Annotated in this window: 25 protein-coding genes, 2 tRNA genes and 2 pseudogenes; 23 read left to right on the forward strand and 6 right to left on the reverse strand. The window is 43.1% G+C overall.

Features of this window, described 5'->3' with window-relative positions:
- Nucleotide 1: 1 nt before the first annotated feature.
- The 11 genes from asp5 (at nucleotide 2) to rsmA (ending at nucleotide 7,846) form a co-directional block, all read left to right on the forward strand.
- Complete coding sequence (gene asp5 / locus JX304_RS00900; protein WP_205010851.1) at nucleotides 2-226, forward strand: accessory Sec system protein Asp5; 225 nt, start codon at nucleotides 2-4, stop codon at nucleotides 224-226.
- Between the two features lie 394 nt (nucleotides 227-620).
- On the forward strand, nucleotides 621-1,514 hold the full coding sequence (locus JX304_RS00905; RefSeq protein ID WP_205010852.1) for a TDT family transporter: 894 nt from the start codon (nucleotides 621-623) through the stop codon (nucleotides 1,512-1,514).
- Nucleotides 1,515-1,599: 85 nt separating this feature from the next.
- Nucleotides 1,600-2,277: a CPBP family intramembrane glutamic endopeptidase gene (locus JX304_RS00910; protein ID WP_205010853.1), complete on the forward strand. Its 678-nt coding sequence runs from the start codon at nucleotides 1,600-1,602 to the stop codon at nucleotides 2,275-2,277.
- A 78-nt stretch (nucleotides 2,278-2,355) separates the two neighbouring features.
- Nucleotides 2,356-2,697 (forward strand): ribonuclease P protein component, encoded by a 342-nt coding sequence (rnpA, locus tag JX304_RS00915; RefSeq protein WP_003002960.1) that lies wholly within the window; start codon nucleotides 2,356-2,358, stop codon nucleotides 2,695-2,697.
- Nucleotide 2,698: 1 nt separating this feature from the next.
- A complete protein-coding gene (locus tag JX304_RS00920; RefSeq protein ID WP_205010854.1) occupies nucleotides 2,699-3,514 on the forward strand; it encodes a YidC/Oxa1 family membrane protein insertase in 816 nt (271 codons plus the stop codon).
- 15 nt (nucleotides 3,515-3,529) lie between these two features.
- A complete protein-coding gene (jag, locus tag JX304_RS00925) occupies nucleotides 3,530-4,477 on the forward strand; it encodes an RNA-binding cell elongation regulator Jag/EloR (protein WP_205010855.1) in 948 nt (315 codons plus the stop codon).
- Between the two features lie 77 nt (nucleotides 4,478-4,554).
- Nucleotides 4,555-5,184, forward strand: a complete 630-nt coding sequence (locus JX304_RS00930) for a ribonuclease P (RefSeq protein ID WP_205010856.1) — start codon at nucleotides 4,555-4,557, stop codon at nucleotides 5,182-5,184.
- A gap of 147 nt (nucleotides 5,185-5,331) precedes the next feature.
- Nucleotides 5,332-5,466 (forward strand): 50S ribosomal protein L34, encoded by a 135-nt coding sequence (gene rpmH, locus JX304_RS00935; RefSeq protein ID WP_000831905.1) that lies wholly within the window; start codon nucleotides 5,332-5,334, stop codon nucleotides 5,464-5,466.
- A 125-nt stretch (nucleotides 5,467-5,591) separates the two neighbouring features.
- Nucleotides 5,592-6,362 (forward strand): TatD family hydrolase, encoded by a 771-nt coding sequence (locus JX304_RS00940; RefSeq protein ID WP_205010857.1) that lies wholly within the window; start codon nucleotides 5,592-5,594, stop codon nucleotides 6,360-6,362.
- Nucleotides 6,334-6,918 (forward strand): ribonuclease M5, encoded by a 585-nt coding sequence (gene rnmV / locus JX304_RS00945; protein ID WP_205010895.1) that lies wholly within the window; start codon nucleotides 6,334-6,336, stop codon nucleotides 6,916-6,918. The genes JX304_RS00940 and rnmV overlap by 29 nt, the downstream gene beginning before the upstream one ends.
- A gap of 52 nt (nucleotides 6,919-6,970) precedes the next feature.
- On the forward strand, nucleotides 6,971-7,846 hold the full coding sequence (gene rsmA, locus JX304_RS00950; protein ID WP_205010858.1) for a 16S rRNA (adenine(1518)-N(6)/adenine(1519)-N(6))-dimethyltransferase RsmA: 876 nt from the start codon (nucleotides 6,971-6,973) through the stop codon (nucleotides 7,844-7,846).
- A 238-nt stretch (nucleotides 7,847-8,084) separates the two neighbouring features.
- On the opposite strand, the pseudogene JX304_RS00955 reads toward rsmA, so the two are convergent.
- The 4 genes and pseudogenes from JX304_RS00955 to JX304_RS00970 all read right to left on the reverse strand — a co-directional run.
- Nucleotides 8,085-8,381, reverse strand: a pseudogene (locus JX304_RS00955) (maltose acetyltransferase domain-containing protein); the annotation flags it as partial.
- A gap of 102 nt (nucleotides 8,382-8,483) precedes the next feature.
- Nucleotides 8,484-9,737: an AMP-binding protein gene (locus tag JX304_RS00960; protein ID WP_205010859.1), complete on the reverse strand. Its 1,254-nt coding sequence runs from the start codon at nucleotides 9,735-9,737 to the stop codon at nucleotides 8,484-8,486.
- Between the two features lies 1 nt (nucleotide 9,738).
- A complete protein-coding gene (locus tag JX304_RS00965) occupies nucleotides 9,739-10,842 on the reverse strand; it encodes a thiolase family protein (RefSeq protein WP_205010860.1) in 1,104 nt (367 codons plus the stop codon).
- Nucleotides 10,842-11,363: a MaoC family dehydratase gene (locus JX304_RS00970; RefSeq protein WP_205010861.1), complete on the reverse strand. Its 522-nt coding sequence runs from the start codon at nucleotides 11,361-11,363 to the stop codon at nucleotides 10,842-10,844. Before JX304_RS00970 ends, JX304_RS00965 begins: the two co-directional genes overlap by 1 nt.
- A gap of 130 nt (nucleotides 11,364-11,493) precedes the next feature.
- Here JX304_RS00970 and JX304_RS00975 point away from each other — a divergent pair.
- Nucleotides 11,494-12,261 (forward strand): annotated as a pseudogene (locus JX304_RS00975) (ISL3 family transposase); the annotation flags it as partial.
- A gap of 195 nt (nucleotides 12,262-12,456) precedes the next feature.
- Here the strand turns inward: JX304_RS00975 and JX304_RS00980 are convergent.
- Nucleotides 12,457-12,545, reverse strand: a tRNA-Ser gene (locus JX304_RS00980).
- Between the two features lie 4 nt (nucleotides 12,546-12,549).
- Nucleotides 12,550-12,632, reverse strand: a tRNA-Leu gene (locus tag JX304_RS00985).
- A 211-nt stretch (nucleotides 12,633-12,843) separates the two neighbouring features.
- Here JX304_RS00985 and rsgA point away from each other — a divergent pair.
- The 11 genes from rsgA (at nucleotide 12,844) to gap (ending at nucleotide 23,564) form a co-directional block, all read left to right on the forward strand.
- Nucleotides 12,844-13,722: a ribosome small subunit-dependent GTPase A gene (gene rsgA / locus JX304_RS00990; protein WP_205010862.1), complete on the forward strand. Its 879-nt coding sequence runs from the start codon at nucleotides 12,844-12,846 to the stop codon at nucleotides 13,720-13,722.
- A 9-nt stretch (nucleotides 13,723-13,731) separates the two neighbouring features.
- Complete coding sequence (rpe, locus tag JX304_RS00995) at nucleotides 13,732-14,391, forward strand: ribulose-phosphate 3-epimerase (protein WP_205010863.1); 660 nt, start codon at nucleotides 13,732-13,734, stop codon at nucleotides 14,389-14,391.
- Nucleotides 14,384-15,016 (forward strand): thiamine diphosphokinase, encoded by a 633-nt coding sequence (locus JX304_RS01000; RefSeq protein ID WP_205010896.1) that lies wholly within the window; start codon nucleotides 14,384-14,386, stop codon nucleotides 15,014-15,016. Before rpe ends, JX304_RS01000 begins: the two co-directional genes overlap by 8 nt.
- A 1-nt stretch (nucleotide 15,017) precedes the next feature.
- On the forward strand, nucleotides 15,018-16,268 hold the full coding sequence (locus JX304_RS01005) for a DNA recombination protein RmuC (protein WP_205010864.1): 1,251 nt from the start codon (nucleotides 15,018-15,020) through the stop codon (nucleotides 16,266-16,268).
- The gene (locus JX304_RS01010; protein ID WP_205010865.1) at nucleotides 16,255-17,202 is read left to right on the forward strand and encodes a 3'-5' exoribonuclease YhaM family protein; all 948 of its coding nucleotides are present in this window, start codon (nucleotides 16,255-16,257) and stop codon (nucleotides 17,200-17,202) included. Before JX304_RS01005 ends, JX304_RS01010 begins: the two co-directional genes overlap by 14 nt.
- A 133-nt stretch (nucleotides 17,203-17,335) precedes the next feature.
- A complete protein-coding gene (purR, locus tag JX304_RS01015) occupies nucleotides 17,336-18,151 on the forward strand; it encodes a pur operon repressor (RefSeq protein ID WP_205010866.1) in 816 nt (271 codons plus the stop codon).
- Nucleotides 18,152-18,174: 23 nt separating this feature from the next.
- Nucleotides 18,175-18,705 (forward strand): hypothetical protein, encoded by a 531-nt coding sequence (locus tag JX304_RS01020; RefSeq protein WP_205010867.1) that lies wholly within the window; start codon nucleotides 18,175-18,177, stop codon nucleotides 18,703-18,705.
- Nucleotides 18,706-18,907: 202 nt separating this feature from the next.
- Nucleotides 18,908-19,321, forward strand: coding sequence for a 30S ribosomal protein S12 (gene rpsL, locus JX304_RS01025; RefSeq protein ID WP_003003125.1), 414 nt, complete (start codon nucleotides 18,908-18,910; stop codon nucleotides 19,319-19,321).
- A gap of 19 nt (nucleotides 19,322-19,340) precedes the next feature.
- Nucleotides 19,341-19,811 carry a 30S ribosomal protein S7 gene (gene rpsG / locus JX304_RS01030; protein WP_003003105.1) on the forward strand — a complete coding sequence of 157 codons (471 nt, stop codon included), beginning with the start codon at nucleotides 19,341-19,343 and terminating at the stop codon, nucleotides 19,809-19,811.
- A 381-nt stretch (nucleotides 19,812-20,192) separates the two neighbouring features.
- On the forward strand, nucleotides 20,193-22,274 hold the full coding sequence (gene fusA, locus JX304_RS01035; protein ID WP_061455783.1) for an elongation factor G: 2,082 nt from the start codon (nucleotides 20,193-20,195) through the stop codon (nucleotides 22,272-22,274).
- Between the two features lie 279 nt (nucleotides 22,275-22,553).
- The gene (gene gap / locus JX304_RS01040) at nucleotides 22,554-23,564 is read left to right on the forward strand and encodes a type I glyceraldehyde-3-phosphate dehydrogenase (protein WP_000260673.1); all 1,011 of its coding nucleotides are present in this window, start codon (nucleotides 22,554-22,556) and stop codon (nucleotides 23,562-23,564) included.
- The last annotated feature ends 217 nt before the right edge of the window (nucleotides 23,565-23,781 follow it).

Genomic DNA, 23,781 nt, shown 5'->3' on the forward strand with positions numbered 1-23,781 from the left:
GATGGAAATGGTATTTGCAATCGGAATTTCGATCATATCCCTTGCTCTGGTGGTTCTCATTACCCTGCAACCTCGCCAACAACAATCGCTCTCAACAGATGCAACCAGTAACTTAGGGAAGCCAAGCTATTGGCGCTCCCACCGCGGGCTCAAGCTAGCAACCCTTGCCGTTAGTATCGTCTTTCTCGTATCTTTGTTTCTTTATATGATGGTCGTACAGGCCTAGTTTCTAATAGAATGGATAAAAAGAAGTTGGTATTCTCCAACTTCTTTCAAATTGTAGAGAGAGTCATCTTAGAAACTTTCCTTAGGTGAGTACGGACGTCAGCGAACTTCGAGGAAGTTCCATGACTAATTATTGAGCCTAAGGTCTCAATAATCCCGAGTGCCTGAAACATAATTATTTCAGGCACTTATCTCACGGCGGAAAGTTTCAGTAGATGTCTAAGTGAGCCTAATAGTTGATATCTTTTTAATTTTTTAAGTATCATTTAGGATGTATTATGTAAGAAACAGGTGGATTACATTCTAAAAGAAGTTGGTTTACCAACTTCTTTTTTTGATGATGTTCCCTTTGATTTTATGGTATACTGAAAGCGACAAAATGATTGGAGCTCCCGATGAAAAAGATCCCCTTAGTATTTTCAGGCTGTCTGTTAGGATTGGTTGGCGCTGGAAACCTTCTTGCAGACTCTCTACCCATTCTTGCCCATGCCTTTAGTCTGACAGGTTTGTTCTTCTGGTTTTTCTTTTTAGTCTATCATGCGATTCGCTGGCAAGAAACAAAGATGGAACTGCAACAACCTGCTCTGTTATCTGGGATGGCGACCTTTCCCATGGCTGGAATGATTCTCTCTACCTATCTCTTTCGACTTTTCCCAGCAGTTGGAGGACTTTCTCAAGTGGTCTGGTGGTCTGCTTTTCTTCTAGATGTCTGCTTGATCCTCTATTTTACCAAGACCCATGTCATGGTCCGTCCAAGAGTCACTGCCACTCCGAGTTGGACCGTTCTCTATGTAGGGATCGCAGTCGCAGCCTTGACCTATCCAGTTGTCGGCCAGCGGCTCATTGCCTATCTTGCATTGGTGGTTGGTTTTGGCTTGACTTTTCTTCTCTACCCAGTCATTTATTTTGATGGGAAAAAGCAGCCCTTACCCAATCATCTGTTAGGGCAAGAAGGCATCTATTGTGCTCCCTTTTCCCTTCTTTTAGCAGCCCTGGTTCGTGTGGGTGGAGCAAGCCTGCCTACCTGGTTCTTACTGATCATGGTGGTGGCCTCGCAAGGGTTTTATTTCTTTGTTTTGACACGTCTCCCAAGGATGGTCAAAGCAGGCTTCCAACCTGCTTTTTCAGCCCTGACCTTTCCAACGGTCATCACAGCGACCTCTTTGAAAATGGCCCAAGGCTTATTGCAACTACCTTTCTTGACAGTTCTTGTATGGATGGAAACTCTTCTTTGTCTCTTGATTCTAGTCGCTGTCTTAGGAGGTTATGTAGCTTATCTTAAAGAGTAGAAAGGCATCCTTTTTCATTGAAACCTTGTCACGATTATGGTAAGATGCACTATACGATTTATCAGACTTTATAGGAAAGGTATCTATGAAATTCATCAAAGGAAAGCTCTCGCTGCTTTATCCCCTCTTTCTACTCTTGTTTTACTTTTACATCCGGCCTCAGTTTCGCCCCTTAGCCCAGTATGTTTCCAATAGTGTAGCAAGCGCAAATAGCTATTATTGGACCTTATTTGGCCTAGAAGGCCTTTATGCAGTCTTTACAGGGTTTTTGGTCTACCGTTTTTCTAAAAAAGCGCAGTTTAAGCTGGGGAAGACCCCTCTTCAATCTCTGATAGAAGCCGTTTTTGCAGCCTGTTTGGTCTACTGGTTGGACTACTTCATCAGTGGTTTTGTTCAAGGACGGGCAGCTGTTTTGAGCCTCTTTCCACGGGAAATTAGTCCCACAGGGGTGCTCATCCTGGTGATCGCAATGGTCATCATCCGACCGGTGACAGAAGAGCTGATTTTTCGTGGAGCCTTGGTAAATGCCTACTTCAAAGGCTGGAAACTCTATGCAGAGATTTGGCTTCCAGCCCTCATCTACAGTGGCCTGCATTTTCTTCACAATCCTTTTTCGCTAGGAGCTTCTATCATCTATCTCCTGCCGAGTGTGATTTTTGGGATCCTGTATTATCGGAGTAAGACGCTCCTTTCTCCTATTTTGGCTCATATTCTGCTCAATCTTTACTACACTTTGCCTTTGCTTTTATCTGTATTCAAGTAGCAACCGATTTCCTGAGTGAGATTGGTTTTTTTTGAAAATATGGTATAATAGAATAAATTTAAAAGAGGGAGTTGAGGTTTGAAAAAAAGCTACCGCGTCAAACGTGACAAAGATTTTAATGCTATTTTTAAAAGTGGTCAAAATGTTGCCAATCGGAAATTCGTTGTTTACCGCTTGCGCAAAGACCAACCGCATTTTCGAGTCGGCCTGTCTGTTAGTAAGAAACTGGGAAATGCTGTGACCAGAAATCGCATCAAACGTTTGATTCGCCATGTTTTGATCAAACACCAAGCCTTCCTTACGACCGATGATTTTGTTGTCATTGCTCGTAAAGGGGTGGAGGAGCTCGATTTTCATCAAGTAGAAAAAAATCTTGTACATGTCTTAAAATTAGCGCATGTCTACCAAGAAAGGGAATAATGTGAAAAAGAAACTGAAGTTAACGGGATTATTAGGAGCGGCCTTATTGGTCTTGACAGCTTGTGGAACCTCTCAGGTGACAGCTCAGTCGACAGGTGGTTGGGAACGCTTCGTCTACTTCTTTGCAGAAGCTATCCGCTTCTTGTCCTTTGGCGGAAGTATCGGTGTTGGGATTATCGTCTTTACCATTGTCATTCGGACGGTCCTCTTGCCCCTCTTCCAATATCAAATGAATTCAACCCGCAAAATGCAGGAAATTCAACCCCTCCTCAAGGAATTGCAAGCTAAGTATCCTGGGAAGGATCTTGATAGCCGGACCAAGCTTTCTGGAGAGATGCGGGCCCTTTACAAGGAAAAAGGTGTCAAAACGTCTTCAGCCTTCCTTCCTCTCTTGATTCAGATGCCGGTCTTGATGGCACTGTTCCAAGCACTGAGCCGTGTAGAATTCCTTAAAGTTGGTCACTTCCTTTGGTTGGATCTTGGCGCGATCGACCCGACTTATATCTTGCCACTTCTTGCGGCACTCTTCACATTTTTCAGTAGTTGGTTGACCAACAAAGCCATGCCAGAGCGCAATGGTAGTGCGACAACCATGATGTATGTGATGCCTGTGATGATCTTCTTCTTTGCCTTGTTCTCAGCCAGTGGGGTCGCACTCTACTGGGTGACTTCCAATGCTTACCAAGTCGGACAGACCTATCTCTTGAACAACCCCTTCAAGATTATCGCAGAGCGTGAAGCAAAAGAGCAAGCTTCGCGAGACATGGAAAAACAAAAACGCCGTGCCCTAAACAAAGCACAGAAAAAGAAAAAATAAGAAAGAGGTGGACATATGGTCCTATATACTGGAGCAACTGTTGAAGAAGCCATTCAAAAAGGCCTAAACGATTTAGATATTCCCCGTTTGAAGGCGCATATTACGGTTGTAGCGCGTGAGAAGAAAGGTTTTCTTGGCTTGTTTGGCAAAAAACCAGCTCAAGTTGAGATTGAGCCCATTGCAGAAACAACGGTTGTGAAAGCTAACCAAAAAGCTGTCAAAGGAGTACCAGACGAGATCAATGCGCAAAACGAACCGGTGAAGACGGTGAGCGAAGCAACGGTCGATCTTGGCCGCGTCGTAGCAGCAATCAAGAAGGTTGAAGAAGAGGGAGAAGTTGTCTCTGAAGAAATCAAGACAGAAATCCTCAAACATGACAAAGAAGCAGATACCGTTCTTGAAGAAAAAGGGCATGAACATATCCTTGAGAAAGTCAAAGAACCAGTAGCAAAAGAATCAAATGAGTCTGATTTCTCAAACCTTGGTATTGAAGTAGAGGAAAACTACAATATCGAAGAAGTCGTCACAGATGTGACAGCCTATGTTCAAACAGTAGTCGATGAAATGGATGTGGATGCGACCATCTCAAGTAGTCACAACCGCCGCACGGTCAATATGCAAATTGATACCAATGAGCCAGGACGTGTCATCGGCTACCATGGAAAAGTCTTGAAGGCTCTTCAACTTTTGGCACAAAACTATCTTTATAACCGCTACTCAAAGAATTTTTACATTACCATTAATGTGAATGACTATGTAGAACACCGGGCGGAAGTTCTTCAAAGCTATGCTCAGAAGTTGGCAACGCGTGCCCTTGAAGACGGGCAAGCCCAACAGACAGATCCAATGTCAAACAGTGAACGCAAAATCATTCACCGTATCGTCTCTAAGATGGAAGGGGTCACTAGCTACTCTGAAGGCGAAGAACCAAATCGTTACGTGGTGGTGGACATCGAAGGATAATCTAGCGATTAGTTCTCATGGGGGAGAGACGGGACTGAACCGCTCTCTCTTTTTTAGTGGAATTAGAAAGGAAGCAGATGGGATTTTCAGCCATTCGAGAGTTTTTAAAGCTTCAAGGAATGAAATATCAGGCGCCAGCAAAGGCAGGGGTGCTAGCCCCAGAGATGGAGCAGTATCGTACACTGGCTCAAGCGGCTCGTAAGGAATTCACCAATTTAGTCTCAGCCTTTCAGCAGCGTCACCCCTATTTGGAGCAAGATCGGACCAGCCAGTGGATGAACCAGGCTCAAGTCTTGCGTCCTCATTTTTGGGCCTATCTAAAAGGAGAAGGAACGATGGCAGAGCCCATGTTTGCCTTGAGACTTTATGGAGACGCAGCTGATTTTGGAGTTTCCTTAGAGGTGAGCTTTATCGAGCGAAAAAAAGACGAGCAGAGTCTTGGGAAACAACACAAGGTTCTCACACTCCCCATCTCTCAGCCAGTTTATTATTTCGCTCAGAAAAATGGAGAGAGTCGAAGGAGCGAGGGAACAGAGAAGAATCGCCATGATCTGCTACAAGCAGTAGCAGAAGGAGCGGTTCGTAAGGTCCTCGTCAAATACGATGTGCCTCTAGTCGAGGAGAGTTCCCTAGAGGATATCTTGGATCAGTTGCAAGAGGCGCTGATGGCTCTGGAACCCTATTATTTGGCAACCCGTCGGGTGTAGAAAGGTTTTCTCCGACCTGTATTTGCAACAATTTTGCCATAGCTATTGACAAATAGAGCTGAATCCGATAGAATAGTAAAGTATGTTTAGTAACTGATCACAACTAGCCGGCTAAACGAATACAAAATCTATGAGGAGGTATTCATCGTGAAACGTACTTATCAACCAAGTAAACTTCGTCGTGCGCGCAAACACGGATTCCGTAACCGTATGTCAACTAAAAACGGTCGTCGCGTATTGGCAGCTCGTCGTCGTAAAGGACGCAAAGTTTTGGCTGCTTAATTCAGATAAAAAGCTAAAAACCAGTAGAAACTCGAGACTACTGGTTTTTGTTTTGTCCAAAAGTGAATTTAGAGGCGCTTTCTGCTATAATAGAAAGAAGAAAAACTCGGAAGAAAAGGAAGATCATGCAGATTTTTGATACCCACACCCATCTCAATGTGGAAGAATTCGCAGGAAAAGAACAAGAAGAGCTGGACTTGGCCAAGGAAATGGGCGTTGTAGCTCATAATATTGTTGGTTTTGATAAGCCAACCATTGAGCGAGCTGTGGAGTTGACAGACCAGCACCCAGAGCTCTATCTCACACTTGGTTGGCACCCCACTGAGGCGGGCGATTATAGTCCTGAAGTGGAGGCCTATTTACTTGAACAGTTGAAACATCCCAAAGTCGTCGCCCTAGGAGAAATCGGCCTGGATTACCACTGGATGACAGCACCAAAAGAGGTTCAAGAAAAGGTCTTTCGTCGCCAGATCCAATTGTCTAAGGACTTGGACTTGCCTTTTGTGGTGCATACGCGTGATGCTCTTGAAGATACCTATGCCATTATCAAGAGTGAAGGAGTCGGCCCACGCGGTGGGATCATGCATTCTTTCTCAGGTAGTCTAGAAGATGCCAAACGCTTCATGGATCTGGGAATGATGATCTCCTTCTCAGGAGTGGTCACTTTTAAGAAAGCCACAGATGTTCAAGAAGCTGCAGCTGGCCTTCCACTAGACAAGATCTTGGTTGAGACAGATGCCCCTTATCTGGCACCAGTTCCCAAACGTGGTCGGGAAAATAAAACAGCTTACACTCGTTATGTGGTAGATTTTATTGCAGGACTACGTGGCTTAACAACAGAAGAAGTGGCTCAGACAACCTATGACAATGCAAGAAAGGTATTTGGCCTTGACTGAGAAAAGAAAAATACCAGAAGTGATTGTCGTGGAGGGCAAGGACGACACAGCCAATCTCCGTCGTTTTTATGAGGTGGATACTTATGAAACACGAGGCTCTGCGATCGATCAAGATGACTTGGAACGAATTGCTACCTTGCAAGAGTTACGTGGAGTCATTGTTTTTACGGATCCAGACTACAATGGCGAGCGGATTCGCAAGATCATTATGCAAGAAATTCCACAGGCCAAGCATGCCTTTTTAAACCGTGGTGAGGCAGTCCCCAAATCCAAGACCAAGGGGCGTTCTCTTGGAGTGGAGCATGCCAGCTTTGAAGACCTAGAAAAGGCCCTGGCTGGACTCGTGGGCTCCTATGAAGATGAGCATTTCTTTGATATTACAAAGACTGATTTGATGCGTCTCGGCCTGTTAATGGGCAACGATAGTCGCAAACGCCGGGAATATCTAGGAGAAGCCTTGCGCATCGGCTATTGCAATGGCAAACAACTGCTCAAACGTTTGGAGTTGTTTGGGATTTGTTTGGCACAAGTTGAAGAGGCGATGGCCAGTTATTAAGACGGAAGTAGAGGGGACCCTTTACCCCTAAACTGATTAGAAAAGAGAAAAAATGAGAATTGCAGATTATAGCGTGACCAAGGCAGTGCTGGAGCGTCACGGTTTTACCTTTAAAAAATCCTTCGGTCAGAACTTTCTGACCGATACCAATATCCTTCAAAAAATTGTGGATACGGCTGAGATTGATAAGCAGGTCAATGTCATTGAAATCGGTCCAGGAATTGGAGCTCTCACTGAGTTTTTGGCAGAAAATGCCGCAGAAGTCATGGCCTTTGAGATTGATGACCGCTTGGTTCCCATCTTAGCGGATACCTTGCGGAATTTTGACAATGTGACCGTTGTCAACCAAGACATCCTCAAGGTAGACCTCAACCAGTATATCGCAGAGTTTAAAAACCCAGACCTTCCGATCAAGGTAGTGGCCAACCTTCCTTACTACATCACGACTCCGATCCTCATGCACTTGATCGAGTCTAAGATTCCTTTCCAAGAATTTGTAGTCATGATGCAAAAGGAAGTGGCAGATCGGATTTCAGCAGAGCCCAACACCAAGGCATACGGGTCTTTGTCCATTGCTGTCCAGTACTATATGACCGCTAAGGTAGCCTTTATCGTGCCTCGCACTGTCTTTGTGCCAGCACCAAACGTCGACTCTGCCATCCTCAAGATGGTGCGTCGCGAAGAACCAGCAGTAACCGTCAAGGATGAAGATTTCTTCTTCTCTGTCAGCAAGGCTAGCTTTGTCCACCGCCGTAAAACACTTTGGAATAACTTGACCAGTCGCTTTGGCAAGACCGAAGAAGTGAAGGCAAAACTGGAAGCGGGGATCCAAGCTGCCGGCCTGCAGCCATCTGTACGAGGAGAAGCCCTCAGCTTAGACGACTTTGCCCGCCTAGCAGATGGCCTTCTAGAAGCAGGAATTAAATAATAGAAAGAGGCTGGGACAAAAGTCCTAGCCTCTCAATTATTTGGCTCTATAATTTCTGTAGTGGGTAAAACTACCATAGGAATGAACTGCACCCCAAAAGTTAGATTTTTTCTGTCTAACTTTTGGGGTGCAGTTCAGAATTATGGAGCCGATTTTGTTGTAGAAAAAAAGCCCCATAAGAACTATAATGAAAAGCGACAAAACCATCATTAGGAAGAACTTATGGAACAATTAAATTGGCATTATCGCCAATCGTGATGGGACAAATATCCAGCATAGTCAAGTTCCAGTTAGAGTAAAAATTTTCACCAATATGAATATTAACGCCGTAATCGGTAACGAACTGAGGGTTCATGGCAACATTTTCCCCAGTCGAACCAAACCAAGATTTGACAATTTCAGCCCTCTTGAGACGGTCAGGTTCCGCATTAAAGGCCATTTGCTTTTCTCTGGATCTAGCTGCTAGGGCACGTAACTCAGGGTCGCTAGGTTTATAAAACTCCCCCGCAATCATTTTTTCATATTCTGTCGGCATGGCCTTCTCCTTTTGTGGCTGTACTTATCTATTTTAGTATAGAATTGATGTCACCACAAGAGAAACTACAAAAAAATCCCAAGTGCTCTATGCAACTTGAGATTAATGAATCCTTTTTTGACAGAGCTCTTTCAAATACTGGACATCCACTTTAGAACTATCCATCAAGGGAATGGCATCTATAGTATGCCAGTATTTGGGCTGTTCAGTGGCTAGTAAAACACTAGAAATCGACTTCTTAGCTTCTGGTAAAGATATTCCGTCTTTTAGTACAAGAAAGGCATGCACTTCATCACCAGCCAGATGACTACTTAACTTGAGACAAAAGGCGTCCTTGACGAAAGAACAAGAGAGTAGTTTTTGTCTGATCCTTGGCAAGTACAACTTGGTGCCTGCATAATTAGCCCAATCAGATGGTCGCCCTTCTAAAATTAATCCTGCTTTTGAAAAATGACCATAGTCTTCTACCGTAAAGGGGCATCTTACTCCGACAGCCGCATAAGGAGTTGTAACATAAATTTTATTGTTTCTCAGCTTTATTTGGACATTTTTAAAAGCTCGACCAACCAAATTGGGATACTCTAAAACCTCTCTGCCCTTACACCAGCTGATGAAACTTAATTCACTAGCGCCATAAAAAACAATAATCTCGCAATTCGGTTGCCTGTCGTAAAGCTCACGAATCAGAGGAACTGGCAAGGTTTGAGAAGAACTGATGATATAAGACAAGTTAATCTTCCTACTGTTTAAATGACTTGCTAGAACTTGTAGAAGGCTTGGTAAGAGATACATGTGACTAACTTGGCAGATCTGGCATAATTGCACCCAACTTCTCGGAGATGGTTTATCACTTATAATTAATTGCCCACCTTCATAAAGGACAGCCAAGGCCATGTTAAGGTTCCCTGAAAAACTAAAATTGCCTTTTAAGAATAAAGCCGTTTTCTGATTAATATGGAAAATTCGATTTTGCTCAGCAAAAAAATCTACCCACGAGGACATGGTTTGCCACAAAATCTTGGGTTTTCCACTTGTTCCCGAAGTCAAGATTCCGAAATCTGCTTCTAAACGTAAATCGGAGGCACCTGCTTCAGACGCTAAGGCCTGTTGGATCTCTGGAGACAAATTAGGATGGCAAATAACAGGTTTTATGCCTAATGATACAGCTACTAAAAATGTCATCAACTGTTCAAGCGGACGGTGTTCTACGATAAAGCAAACATCAGATGACTTTGAATCAAGTCTTATTTGATTCATCATCCTTAATAAATCACAGTAAGTGTAAGATTTGTCATCAATAACTAAAGCCTGCCGATGAGGAGCCTCTTGAGCCCAAGCTTTTATTTTTTGAATCATATTAAGCTTCCACCCTCTCAATGAGAAAAGAAATACCAACTCCTCCAGCACCGGCAATAGCACAAAGTCCATATCGTCCCTTTTGTAAACGGAGCGCCTGCATTACATGTAAAAGATTGATCGCCCCCGAACAACCATAAGGGTGGCCATAAGCTAAGGCACCACCAAATAGATTGTAGTGATTGACAGCTTCTGGGAAATGCCTTTCAAAGATACAATCAATCACTGAAAATGCTTCATTCCATTCAACAGCATCTATATCTGACATTGAAAGATTGACTTTCTTCAATAATTTTAGAGTTGCTTTATAAACTAATTCGGGACTGAAACGAGGATCTCCTGCTACCTGAACCATGTCACAAATCTTAAACTCACCGACTTGATGGCTCAATAAAAGAAAAGCAGCACCATCATGTGTTAAACAAGAGTTTGCAGCACTTGTCAGACTGCCTGGACCTAAGATTGGAGGAATTCGACTTAACAATTTTTCCGAAATCTTAGATCGGATACCCTCATCTTTTTTTCCAGGCATTTCTAGGATAATAGGAGATAGAGCCCCTACCTCCAAGGCTTTCTGAGCTTTAGAATGGCTCTTTAAAGTCCATTGATACAATTCTTTTTGACTCACCTGATATTTTTGAGCGACTCGCTCGGCCCCTCTTATCATAGCTAGAGAATCCGTACTATCGGGTGAAAACTGAGCAACGTAGTAACTCCCTGAACGATTATCCTTGTCAGCATAAGTCCGCAATGGTTGCAAAGATGAACTTTCAATGCCGCCTGCAATAATATTTTCTGATAAACCAGCTTTTATCTTAGCAAACGCAAAACCCAAGGCGGCACTTGCTGAAGCGCACTGCATATCAATAGTAGTCGCAGGAACAGCTTCAGAATAATCAGACAAGAGACCAGTTAGTCGACCAATATTGCCACCTGTTCCAACAGCATTTCCACAAATAATGTCATCAATTTGACTTTCTGGATAACGCTTCTTTAAGGCATTTAAAATCGCAGCACCTAAATATTCTGGTCGCGTATTAGCGTATTGCTTTTGAAACAGTCCAATGGGTGTCCTTAATCCCGCTTGAATATAAACATCTACCATTAAACAATCTCTCCTTTCACGATGATAATATCCCCTTTGCACAGATAAAAATTCTTTTGATGACAATAAAGTGATAATCTATCTTGCGCATAAGCTGGAGCTAAAAAACGTAAGGATAAGGCAGAAGCTCTTTGTGGTAAGACCTGTCTTAAATAGTCTAAATAAAGACAGGCTGGAATTAAGAAGGGAGCTTGCTGGTGCAAAGGATTGTGATCTCCAATAGCTCTTACAAACTGCAGAATATCTGCCTTGGTAAATTGCACGTTCGATAGAAAAGTAGCTGAGGTTAGATCTAGTTTATCATGTGATTTCCTTCCAAAAGACGAGGACCTCTTCAATAAAAAGGTTGCTCTTAATTCCTCTCCACCTTGTACGAGTAACATCTGCCGCAATCTTTTTTGATGTCTTAAAATGAGAGTTTGATCTACTGCATTCGTTTCTTGCCATCTTAGTTTTAGGAGTAAACTATCTTTGGGTAAATCTGCATTAGATGATATCAATAATGAAAATAATTTTCTCATCATCATTCTCCAGCAAAAGATTATTTGTAAACTTATTAAATTATATTAGTTAACTATTTTTATGGTATACAAAACAGGTCAAATTGTCAATGATGATTCAAAGGTGTAAATAGCAATGAGTCGAATGGCAGGTAAGATGAGCTTTATTACACAGGACTACGATACAAGAAAGATTGTAGCTATCCTAGATGGACGGACTCAAGCAACTATTCGCAATCATTTCCTTCGTTATTCTAGACAGGTGAGAAGTCGTATGAAAGTCATTACCATGGACATGTTTAGTCCCTACTACGATATTGCTAGAAAACTTTTTCCAAATGCAAAAATCGTTCTCGACCGCTTTCACATTGTCTAGCATCTCAGTCGAGCAATGAATCGCGTACGCATACAAATTATGAATCAGTTTGATCGGAGATCGCACGAATATAAAGCACTGAAACGTTACTGGAAACTCATCCAACAGGATAGCCGTAAACTCAGTGATAAACGATTTTATCGACCAACTTTTCGGTCACACTTGATCAATAAAGAGGTTCTAGAAAAGCTGCTTTCATACTCTCAAGAACTTAGACAGCACTATAATCTCTATCAACTCCTACTCTTTCATTTTCAAGAGAAACAAACAGACCATTTCTTTAGTCTTATTGACGAAACAGTTTCTTCTGTAAATCCTATTTTTCAAACTGTTTTTAAGACCTTTTTGAAAGATAAGGACAAGATCATGAATGCACTGGAATTTCCCTACTCAAACGCAAAACTAGAGGCTACCAATAACCTCATCAAAGTCATCAAGCGAAATGCTTTTGGCTTCCGAAACTTTGAAAACTTTAAAACGAGAATTCTCATCACTTTGAACATCAAAAAGGAGAGAACCAATTTGGTCCTCTCCAGGGTATAGCTTTTCATCAACCCACTACAGTTGACAAAGAGCCAATTATTTTTGGATTGTCGAGCAAGACGCAGTGGTTGAGTGGACTCTACTAGGCTGATTTCATCAGCTTTTACAGCCCTACTCAACTGTGCGGAGGTGGGACGACGAAATCGAATTCTAACGAATGACCGATTTCTGTCCCACTCTCTTTTGAGTTCTAAAAGGAAAGGACGGGATTTGAACCCGCGCGTGAAAAAAATCCACTTGCCGGATTTCGAGTCCGGTGCCGTACCAAGCTGAGCCACCTTTCCAAGATGCGGAGAAAGGGATTTGAACCCTCACGCCCGAATGGGCACATGCGCCTGAAGCATGCGTGTCTGCCGTTCCACCACCTCCGCATAGTTCTATTATACACTTTTTAGGAAAAATGCCAAGGAAAAAAAGGGAAGCTCCTTCTTCCCCTTTCTGCTCTAAGATATCCCATACCAGGCCCGTTGGTTTGCGTCTTTATCCAAATGGGATCTTCCCATTTCGTTTTTCTTACGGGCAAACCAACCTTATTTCTTATTTTTTGATATAATAAAACTATTAAGCAAAAAGGAGTACGATTTGCAAGGAACAATCGTCAAAGCCCTGGCCGGTTTCTACTATGTGGAGTCAGAGGGCTCTATCTACCAGACACGTGCTCGTGGAAATTTTAGGAAAAAAGGACAGACTCCTTATGTAGGAGATCAGGTAGAATTTTCCGCTGAAGAGAATTCAGAAGGCTACATCTTGAGCATCGCGCCTCGCAAAAATAGCCTGGTGCGGCCTCCGATCGTGAATATCGACCAAGCAGTGGTCATCATGTCAGCCAAGGAGCCCGATTTCAATGCCAACCTGCTGGATCGCTTTTTGGTCCTTTTGGAGCATAAGGGGATTCATCCCATTATCTATATTTCTAAGCTAGACTTGCTAGAAGATCTAGAAGATATCCGTTATTACCAAGGAATCTACCAAGCCATTGGCTATGATTTTGTCTTGTCGATTGAGGAACTCTTGCCACTGTTGACGGCAAAAACCACGGTCTTTATGGGACAGACTGGGGTGGGAAAATCCACTCTACTCAATAAGATTGCTCCGGATCTGGAGCTTGAAACGGGTGAAATCTCAGATAGTTTAGGGCGTGGACGTCATACGACGCGTGCAGTCAGCTTTTACCATCTGAATGGTGGTAAAATCGCCGATACACCTGGTTTTTCCTCCCTCGATTATGAAGTGGCAAGTAGCGAAGATCTCAACCAAGCCTTTCCAGAGATTGCGGATGTGAGCCACGCTTGCAAGTTTCGTACCTGTAGCCACACCCACGAGCCAGCTTGTGCAGTTAAGCCGGCTGTTGAAGCTAAGGAAATTGCGGCCTTTCGTTATGAGGATTACCTGCAATTTCTCAGTGAAATCGAAAACCGTCGTGAAACTTACAAAAAGGTTTCCAAAAAAATACCCAAATAGGAGACAACTATGAAAACAATGAAATTATCACCCTCAATTTTAAGTGCAGATTATGCCAATTTTGAAAGCGAATTGAAACGTCTTGAAGCAGCTGGAGCAGACTACGCCCATATTGATGTGATGGATGGTCATTTTGTACCCAATATTAGCTTTGGTGCCGGTGTCGTAGCCAGCATGCGTCCACACAGCAAATTGGTCTTTGATTGCCACTTGATGGTAACCAATCCAGAACACCATATTGAAGAATTTGCCCGTGCCGGTGCAGATATCATCAGCATCCACGTAGAATCAACCCCTCATATCCACGGGGCTCTTCAAAAAATCCGTCAAGCAGGTGTAAAAGCCAGTGTTGTCATTAATCCAGGAACCCCTGTAGACAGTATCAAGCATGTCTTGAACCTGGTGGATCAAGTCTTGGTCATGACCGTTAACCCAGGTTTCGGTGGGCAAGCCTTCCTTCCTGAAACATTGGATAAGGTCCGTGAATTAGCGACCCTTCGTGAAGAAAAAGGCTTAGACTTTGATATTGAAGTCGATGGTGGCATTGATGGCCAAAGCATCTTCCAAGCAAAAGAAGCCGGAGCCAATGTCTTTGTGGCAGGTTCTTATGTCTTCAACGGAGATGTCAATGAGCGTGTGCAAACACTTAGAGATGCTGTCAATGGGTAACATCGCAATACTGGCAGGAGGTGACAGCGCGCTCTTGCCAAGAGATCATGACGTTTATGTGGGCGTTGATGGTGGCTGCTTGAAGTTACTGGGACAAGGCCTGCCTCTGGAGCTGGCTGTTGGAGATTTTGATTCCGTCTCTGAGACCGATTTGAACAACATCGAAGCCCAAGCCAAGCAAGTGGTGCAATCTGTTCCTGAAAAGAACGATACAGATTTGGAATTGGCCTTGAAAGCGGCCTTTGAAGCCTATCCAAATGCTGCTGTCACCGTTTATGGTGCCTTTGGTGGTCGCTTGGATCACTTCTTGTCTAATATCTTTTTGCCGACTGATCCAGACCTAGCTCCTTATATGGTGCAGATCCAATTAGTCGATGGCCAAAATCGGCTACTTTATCGGCCGGCCGGCTGCCACGAGATCCTGCCCGATCCTGCTATGTCCTACGTGGGTTTCATGCCTGTTGGAGGGGGGCACTTAGAAATCACAGGTGCCAAATACCCCTTACATCCAGAGAATTATTTTTTGAAGGCCATGTATGGCTCCAATGAATTTTTGGATCAACCGATTCAAGTGAGTCTTGATCGTGGCTATCTCGTCATTGTTTATAGTAAAGACAGAGGTTAATATGAATATCATGCTGCTTCTGATTGGCCTGCTCAATCTGGGCCTCCTCATCTATCTCTTCCAACGGTCAGATAATACAAAGCCAAATATTGGTGAGATGCTGGAAGACCATGAGGATCATTTGACAGACCAGTTGGACTACCGTTTTGAAAAAGAAAGACAAGCAAGCCAGATTGCCAATCAGCAGTTAGAAATCGCCTTGACAGATCGCTTGACGGAGATGAGAGTAGAGATCCACCAGCAGACGACAGCTCTACGCGCTGAGATGAATGAGCACTTTACAAAAAATCGGGATAAGACGGATGAGCGCATGCGCCAAATCCAAGAGTCCAATGAAGTGCGGCTAGAGCAGATGCGCCAAACGGTGGAAGAAAAATTGGAGAAAACCTTGCAACACCGCTTGCAGACTTCTTTTGAGACTGTTTCAAAACAATTGGAGTCGGTCAATAAAGGCTTGGGAGAAATGCAGACGGTAGCTCGGGATGTTGGTACCCTTAATAAAGTTCTCTCCAACACCAAGACCCGTGGGATTATGGGCGAATTGCAGCTGGGACAGATCATTGAAGATATCTTGACCCCAGCCCAGTATGAGCGAGAGTTTGTTACTGTTCCCCAGTCCAGTGAGCGCGTGGAGTACGCCATTAAGCTTCCAGGACAAGGAGAGGAGCCAGTCTATCTGCCGATTGACTCTAAATTCCCACTGGAAGACTACTATCGTCTGGAAGAGGCTTATGAATCTGGCGATAAAGAAGAGATCGAGCGTTACCGCAAAGCCCTTTTGAACAGACTCCAACGCTTTGCAAAAGACATCCAGCAAAAATATCTTTTCCCACCTGCAACGACCAATTTCGGGATTCTCTTTTTGCCAACCGAAGGCCTCTATTCCGAAGTGGTTCGCAATCCAGAATTTTTCGATCGCTTGCGTCGGGACGAACAAATTTTAGTGGCTGGTCCAAGTACGCTATCAGCCCTTTTGAATTCCTTGTCCGTTGGCTTTAAAACGCTCAACATCCAAAAGAGTGCAGATGACATTAGCAAGGTGTTGGGATCGGTCAAATCAGAATTCCATAAGTTTGGAGGGATTCTGGCCAAGACTCAGCGCCATTTAAAGAATGCTTCCAATAATATTGATGATTTGCTGACCCGACGGACCAGTGCCATCGAGCGGACACTTCGCCAAATCGAAAGTGATGAGGACTTGCTGGGACTAGATGTATATATAGAAGATGGAGAAGATGATGGTCAAAATTAACCAAATGAAAAAAGATGAATTGTTCGAAGGATTCTATTTGATCAAGTCAGCAGAAGTGCGTCAAACGCGGGCCGGGAAGAACTACTTAGCCTTTGTGTTCCAAGATGAGACCGGAACCATCGAAGGCAAATTATGGGACGCTCAACCCCACAATGTAGAGAGCTTTACAGCTGGGCGCGTGGTCCATATGACTGGACGTCGGGAAGTTTACAATAATACCCCGCAAGTCAATCAATTGAACATGCGCTTGCCCCAAGCAGGAGAGCCTAGCAATCCAGCAGACTTCAAGGAAAAACCACCAGTAGATCCTAAGGAATTGCATGAATACTTGTCAAATATGATTTTCAAAATTGAAAATCCAGTCTGGCAACGGATTGTCCGGGCCCTCTATGGGAAATATGAGAAAGAGTTTTATAGCTATCCAGCTGCTAAAACCAACCACCACGCTTTTGAAGCAGGTCTTGCTTATCATACGGCGACCATGGTCCGCTTGGCAGATAGTATCGGTGATATCTATCCTCAGTTGAATAAGAGCTTGCTCTTTGCAGGGATTATGTTGCACGATTTGGCCAAAGTGATCGAGTTGACGGGGCCGGAAAATACAGAATACACCGTTCGGGGCAACCTCATCGGCCACATTGCACTGATCGATGAAGAAGTTACCAAGGTCTTGCAAGACTTGAAGATTGATGACCAAAAAGAAGAAGTGATCGTCCTTCGCCATGTGATCTTGAGTCACCATGGCTTGCTCGAATACGGTAGCCCTGTTCGTCCAAAGATCATGGAAGCAGAGATCATTCACATGATTGATAATCTAGATGCGGAAATGATGATGATGACAACTGCTCTTGGCTTGGTCGGTCCAGGAGAGATGACCAATAAAATCTTTGCCATGGAAAACAGATCCTTCTATAAACCGAATCTCGATGAATAAAAACAGTGAGAAATACGGGAATGATTTTGCTAAAATTGAAATAATCAGGAAAAAACGGCCTTCTGTAAATCAGAATGTTCGTTTTTTTCGCTTCTTATGGTATAATGATAGAAAAAAACTACATGGTGAGAAAATGAAATTAAGAAGAAGTGAACGGATGGTCGTGATTTCTAATTACTTGATCAACCATCCTTATGAATTGACTAGCCTCAATACTTTTGCGGAAAAGTATGAGTCAGCCAAATCTTCCATCTCAGAAGATATCGTAATCATTAAGCGTGCGTTTGAAGAGATGGAAATCGGAAATATTGAGACCATTACAGGAGCTGGTGGAGGCGTGATCTTTACACCGTCTATCTCAGATCAAGAGTCCAAAGAAATCGTCGAGGATCTTTGCAAGCAACTGTCTGAAAGTGATCGTATCCTTCCTGGTGGCTACATATACTTGTCTGATCTTTTGAGCAATCCAAAGATTTTGAATCGTATCGGCCGCATCATTGCCAAAGCATTCCGGAACAAGAAGATTGATGCTGTTATGACCGTAGCGACCAAGGGAGTCCCTTTAGCCAACGCAGTAGCTAATGTCTTGAATGTTCCATTCGTCATTGTCCGTCGTGATTTAAAAATCACAGAAGGGTCAACCGTTAGTGTCAACTATGTTTCAGGTTCAAGTGGGGATCGCATTGAGAAAATGTTCCTTTCAAAACGGAGCCTAAAAGCAGGAAGCCGGGTCTTGATTGTCGATGACTTCCTTAAAGGTGGCGGAACGATTAACGGAATGGTCAGTCTCTTGTCTGAATTCGATTCTGAATTAGCAGGGGTAGCAGTTTTTGCAGATAATGCTGCAACCGACCGTGAATTCTTTGAACACAAATCCTTATTGCGCGTGACCAACATCGATGTAAAAGAAAATAAATTGAGTGTCGAAGTTGGGAATATCTTTGATTAAGAGCAACCAAGGAGGATCAAAAAGTGAAAAGAATTTTAGATCGATTTGATAATAGTCCTTTGTGGATTCGCTTGGTGACAGTTCTGTCTCTATCCTTTATTTTGGTAGCTGGCTTGTACACCGTTAAAAAGAATACAGCTGCCCAGGTAACGACAGAAATTCAACCTTCTAAAAAAACAGGTTCCCTTCCAGTGAAAAAGGAAACAAAGGAAGAAAAAGAAAAGAAAAATACAGAAGCTGCAGAAAAAGCTGTTGTGCAAATGGAGACCAATCCTAGTCAAGACACTGTGAACGCGGCTCAAACTGCCGTCAAAAAAGTAAAGGATGAGACTCAAAAACAATCGCTCACAGCCCGTATCCAATACATTGCCAATTATTATGGTTTGACCTATGAAGGGGATGCTACAGCGACCCAACAAAATCAAACGGATGCCAATGCTAACGCTAATGCAAATGGTGGGGCAGGTGTTGCAACAGACCCTGCTCAGCAGCAACAGTCAACTCCAGCAGTAGATGGAGGAGCACAAGCGCCGGCTGAAACAGCTCAACAATAGAGTTTTTGAAGTTAGGGAAAATATAAAAAAAGATCTTGCAATCAAAGTGCCGTCGTGTTATAATAATAGACGGTACTTTTTACTTTTGGTCTCTCAAGAGTGTACAGGGACGTGCTGACAAATGTTGCAAAAGTACACACGGATGGTAGCTGTCACCAAGTGTACCATCACCAAAAATAAAAAATTTCACAGGAGAATGTAGATGCCTACAATTAACCAATTGGTTCGCAAACCGCGTAAATCAAAAGTAGAAAAATCTAAATCACCAGCTTTGAACGTTGGTTACAACAGTCATAAAAAAGTTCAAACAAACGTTTCTTCACCACAAAAACGTGGTGTTGCAACTCGTGTTGGAACAATGACACCTAAAAAACCTAACTCTGCCCTTCGTAAATTTGCCCGTGTACGTTTGAGCAACTTGATCGAAGTGACAGCTTATATCCCAGGTATCGGACACAACTTGCAAGAACACAGCGTGGTTCTTCTTCGTGGTGGACGTGTAAAAGACCTTCCAGGGGTACGTTACCATATCGTCCGTGGAGCACTTGATACTGCAGGTGTAAACGATCGTAAACAAGGCCGTTCTAAATACGGTACTAAAAAACCAAAAGCATAAGGAAAGGGGATAAAGAGAAATGAGTCGTAAAAACCGTGCGCCTAAACGCGATGTATTGCCAGATCCGCTTTACAATTCACAATTAGTTACTCGTCTTATCAACCGCGTTATGCTTGATGGTAAACGTGGTACAGCTGCTTCAATCGTTTACGGAGCTTTCGAACAAATCAAAGAAGCTACTGGAAACGATGCTCTTGAAGTATTCGAAACAGCTATGGAAAACATCATGCCTGTACTTGAAGTACGTGCACGCCGTGTTGGTGGATCTAACTACCAAGTCCCAGTTGAAGTTCGTCCAGAACGTCGTACAACACTTGGACTTCGTTGGTTGGTAACAATCGCTCGTCAACGTGGTGAACACACAATGGTTGATCGTCTTGCAAAAGAAATCTTGGATGCTGCTAACAACACTGGTGCAGCAGTTAAGAAACGTGAAGATACTCACCGTATGGCAGAAGCCAACCGTGCCTTCGCACACTTCCGTTGGTAAGATTAAGATACTAAGGGCGTTAAAAAAGCGACTGAAAATTAGGAAGCTTGACGCAGAATCAAAGATTCCAGGAAAGCTTATCTATTTTCCGAGCTTTTAGCCCGGGTTCAATTATGATACCAAGAGCGGCAAAGGCCCAAGGCAAAAATAGGAAACTGATGCAGTGTTCCGTGAACACAAAGCAGTTTATCTTTTTTGCACCGGGCCTCGCTCGGGTTCAAATTAGCTAAAACGAATAGTATTAGCTATGATTCAACTCACCAACGAGTTGAAACCAACAAATCATGAAAACACTGAGAACGGGTGGGTCCTGCCTATCCGTTTTTATTGAAATCGTGTTATAATAGAATAGAAATAAAAAATATAGGAGAAACAAACCTCATGGCACGCGAATTTTCACTTGAAAAAACTCGTAATATCGGTATCATGGCTCACGTCGATGCTGGTAAAACAACTACAACTGAGCGTATCCTTTACTACACTGGTAAGATTCACAAAATCGGTGAAACTCACGAAGGTGCGTCACAAATGGACTGGATGGAGCAAGAGCAAGAACGTGGTATTACCATCACATCTGCCGCTACAACAGCTCAATGGAAAGACACTCGTGTAAACATCATCGACACCCCGGGACACGTGGATTTCACTATCGAAGTTCAACGTTCACTCCGCGTTTTGGATGGTGCGGTTACCGTTCTTGACTCTCAATCAGGTGTTGAGCCTCAAACTGAAACAGTTTGGCGTCAAGCAACTGAATACGGAGTTCCACGTATTGTATTCGCCAACAAGATGGATAAAATCGGTGCTGACTTCCTTTACTCAGTAAGCACACTTCATGACCGTCTTCAAGCAAACGCTCACCCAATTCAATTGCCAATCGGTTCTGAAGATGACTTCCGCGGAATCATTGACTTGATCAAGATGAAAGCTGAAATCTATACCAACGACCTTGGTACAGATATCCTTGAAGAAGATATTCCAGCTGAATACCTTGAACAAGCTCAAGAATACCGTGAAAAATTGGTTGAAGCAGTTGCTGAAACTGATGAAGACTTGATGATGAAATACCTTGAAGGGGAAGAAATCACAAACGAAGAATTGAAAGCTGGTATCCGTAAAGCGACAATCAACGTTGAATTCTACCCAGTACTTTGTGGTTCTGCCTTCAAGAACAAAGGGGTTCAATTGATGTTGGATGCAGTCCTTGACTACCTTCCAAGCCCACTTGATATCCCTGCAATCAAGGGTGTAAACCCAGACACAGACGAAGAAGAAGAACGTCCAGCATCTGACGAAGAGCCATTTGCAGCTCTTGCCTTCAAGATCATGACTGACCCATTCGTAGGTCGTTTGACATTCTTCCGTGTTTACTCAGGTGTCTTGAACTCAGGTTCATACGTATTGAACACTTCTAAAGGTAAACGTGAACGTATCGGACGTATCCTTCAAATGCACGCCAACACTCGTAAAGAAATCGAAACAGTTTACTCTGGAGATATCGCTGCTGCCGTTGGTTTGAAAGATACAACAACTGGTGACTCATTGACAGATGAAAAAGCAAAAATCATCCTTGAATCAATCGAAGTTCCAGAACCAGTTATTCAATTGATGGTTGAGCCTAAATCTAAAGCAGACCAAGACAAGATGGGTATCGCCCTTCAAAAATTGGCTGAAGAAGATCCAACATTCCGTGTTGAAACAAACCCTGAAACTGGTGAAACAGTTATCTCTGGTATGGGTGAGTTGCACTTGGATGTCCTTGTTGACCGTATGAAACGTGAATTCAAGGTTGAAGCAAACGTTGGTGCTCCTCAAGTATCTTACCGTGAAACATTCCGTGCTTCTACACAAGCACGTGGATTCTTCAAACGTCAATCTGGTGGTAAAGGTCAGTTTGGTGATGTTTGGATCGAATTTACTCCAAACGAAGAAGGTAAAGGATTCGAGTTCGAAAATGCGATCGTCGGTGGTGTGGTTCCACGTGAATTCATCCCTGCAGTAGAAAAAGGACTTCAAGAATCTATGGCGAATGGTGTTCTTGCTGGTTACCCAATGGTTGACGTGAAAGCCAAACTTTACGATGGTTCATACCACGATGTCGACTCATCTGAAACTGCCTTCAAGATCGCTGCATCTCTTGCGCTTAAAGAAGCTGCTAAGACTGCACAGCCAGCTATCCTTGAACCAATGATGCTTGTAACGATCACAGTTCCTGAAGAAAACCTTGGGGATGTTATGGGGCACGTAACTGCTCGTCGTGGACGTGTAGATGGTATGGAAGCACACGGTGCAAGCCAAATCGTTCGTGCTTATGTACCGCTTGCTGAAATGTTCGGTTACGCTACTGTTCTTCGTTCTGCAACTCAAGGACGTGGTACCTTCATGATGGTATTCGACCACTACGAAGATGTACCAAAATCAGTACAAGAAGAAATCATTAAAAAAGCTAAAGGTGAAGCTTAATTTGCCAAAACTAAAAAACTCTTCCCATTTTGGGAAGAGTTTTTGTTTGTTCCAAAAGTGAGTACTAGTAAAAAAGGCTCTTCCTATCGATCAGGCCTTTGTGAAAAAACTTTAATAAAAAAGGTTCTGACCGATGATAATTCTTGCTTTTCGTAGGGAAATAGTTGCTTTTTAATGTAATAAAGTATATAATAGTAACTGTTAAAAGATGTTTGGCGCTGTGTCAAGTTACTCTTTTCACATAAAAATTTTTTGATTTTCATAAGGAGGAAATCACGAATGGTAGTTAAAGTTGGTATTAACGGTTTCGGTCGTATCGGACGTCTTGCTTTCCGTCGTATCCAAAACGTAGAAGGTGTTGAAGTTACTCGCATCAACGACCTTACAGATCCAGTTATGCTTGCACACTTGTTGAAATACGATACAACTCAAGGTCGTTTCGACGGTACTGTGGAAGTTAAAGAAGGTGGATTCGAAGTTAACGGTAAATTCGTTAAAGTTTCTGCTGAACGCGATCCAGAACAAATCGACTGGGCTAACGACGGTGTAGAAATCGTTCTTGAAGCAACTGGTTTCTTTGCTACTAAAGCAGCTGCTGAAAAACACTTGCATGCTGGTGGTGCTAAGAAAGTTGTTATCACTGCTCCTGGTGGATCAGATGTTAAAACAGTCGTATTTAACACTAACCACGATATTCTTGATGGTACTGAAACAGTTATCTCAGGTGCTTCATGTACTACAAACTGTTTGGCTCCAATGGCTAAAGCTCTTCATGACAACTTCGGTATCGTTGAAGGTTTGATGACTACTATCCACGGTTACACTGGTGACCAAATGGTTCTTGACGGACCACACCGTAAAGGTGACCTTCGCCGTGCTCGTGCTGCTGCAGCTAACATCGTTCCTAACTCAACTGGTGCTGCTAAAGCAATCGGTTTGGTTATCCCTGAATTGAACGGTAAATTGGACGGAGCTGCTCAACGTGTTCCTGTTCCAACTGGTTCAGTAACTGAATTGGTAGCAGTTCTTGATAAGAACGTTACTGTTGATGAAGTAAACGCAGCTATGAAAGCAGCTTCTAACGAATCATACGGATACACTGAAGATCCAATCGTATCTTCTGATATCGTAGGTATGTCATTCGGTTCATTGTTTGACGCAACTCAAACTAAAGTTCTTGACGTTGACGGTAAACAATTGGTTAAAGTTGTTTCATGGTATGACAATGAAATGTCTTACACTTCACAACTTGTTCGTACTCTTGAATACTTCGCAAAAATTGCTAAATAATTCATGCGTATGATGAGAGGAGGGAAACCTCCTCTTTTTTTGTACTTTTTTTAGGGTTTTCTCATCATATTATAGGAATCCCCAAAATAGATTGACAGTGTTAATTGGATTAGGTATCCTATTCTTGATTTTAGATTTCTAATACAAGGTAATGAAAGCGATTGCAAGCCGCAGGGAAAGGAGCCAATGGAAATCGCTCAAGAAAAAGAAAAAAATC

The sequence above is a fragment of the Streptococcus parasanguinis genome (assembly GCF_901875555.1).
GTDB lineage: Bacteria > Bacillota > Bacilli > Lactobacillales > Streptococcaceae > Streptococcus > Streptococcus parasanguinis_H.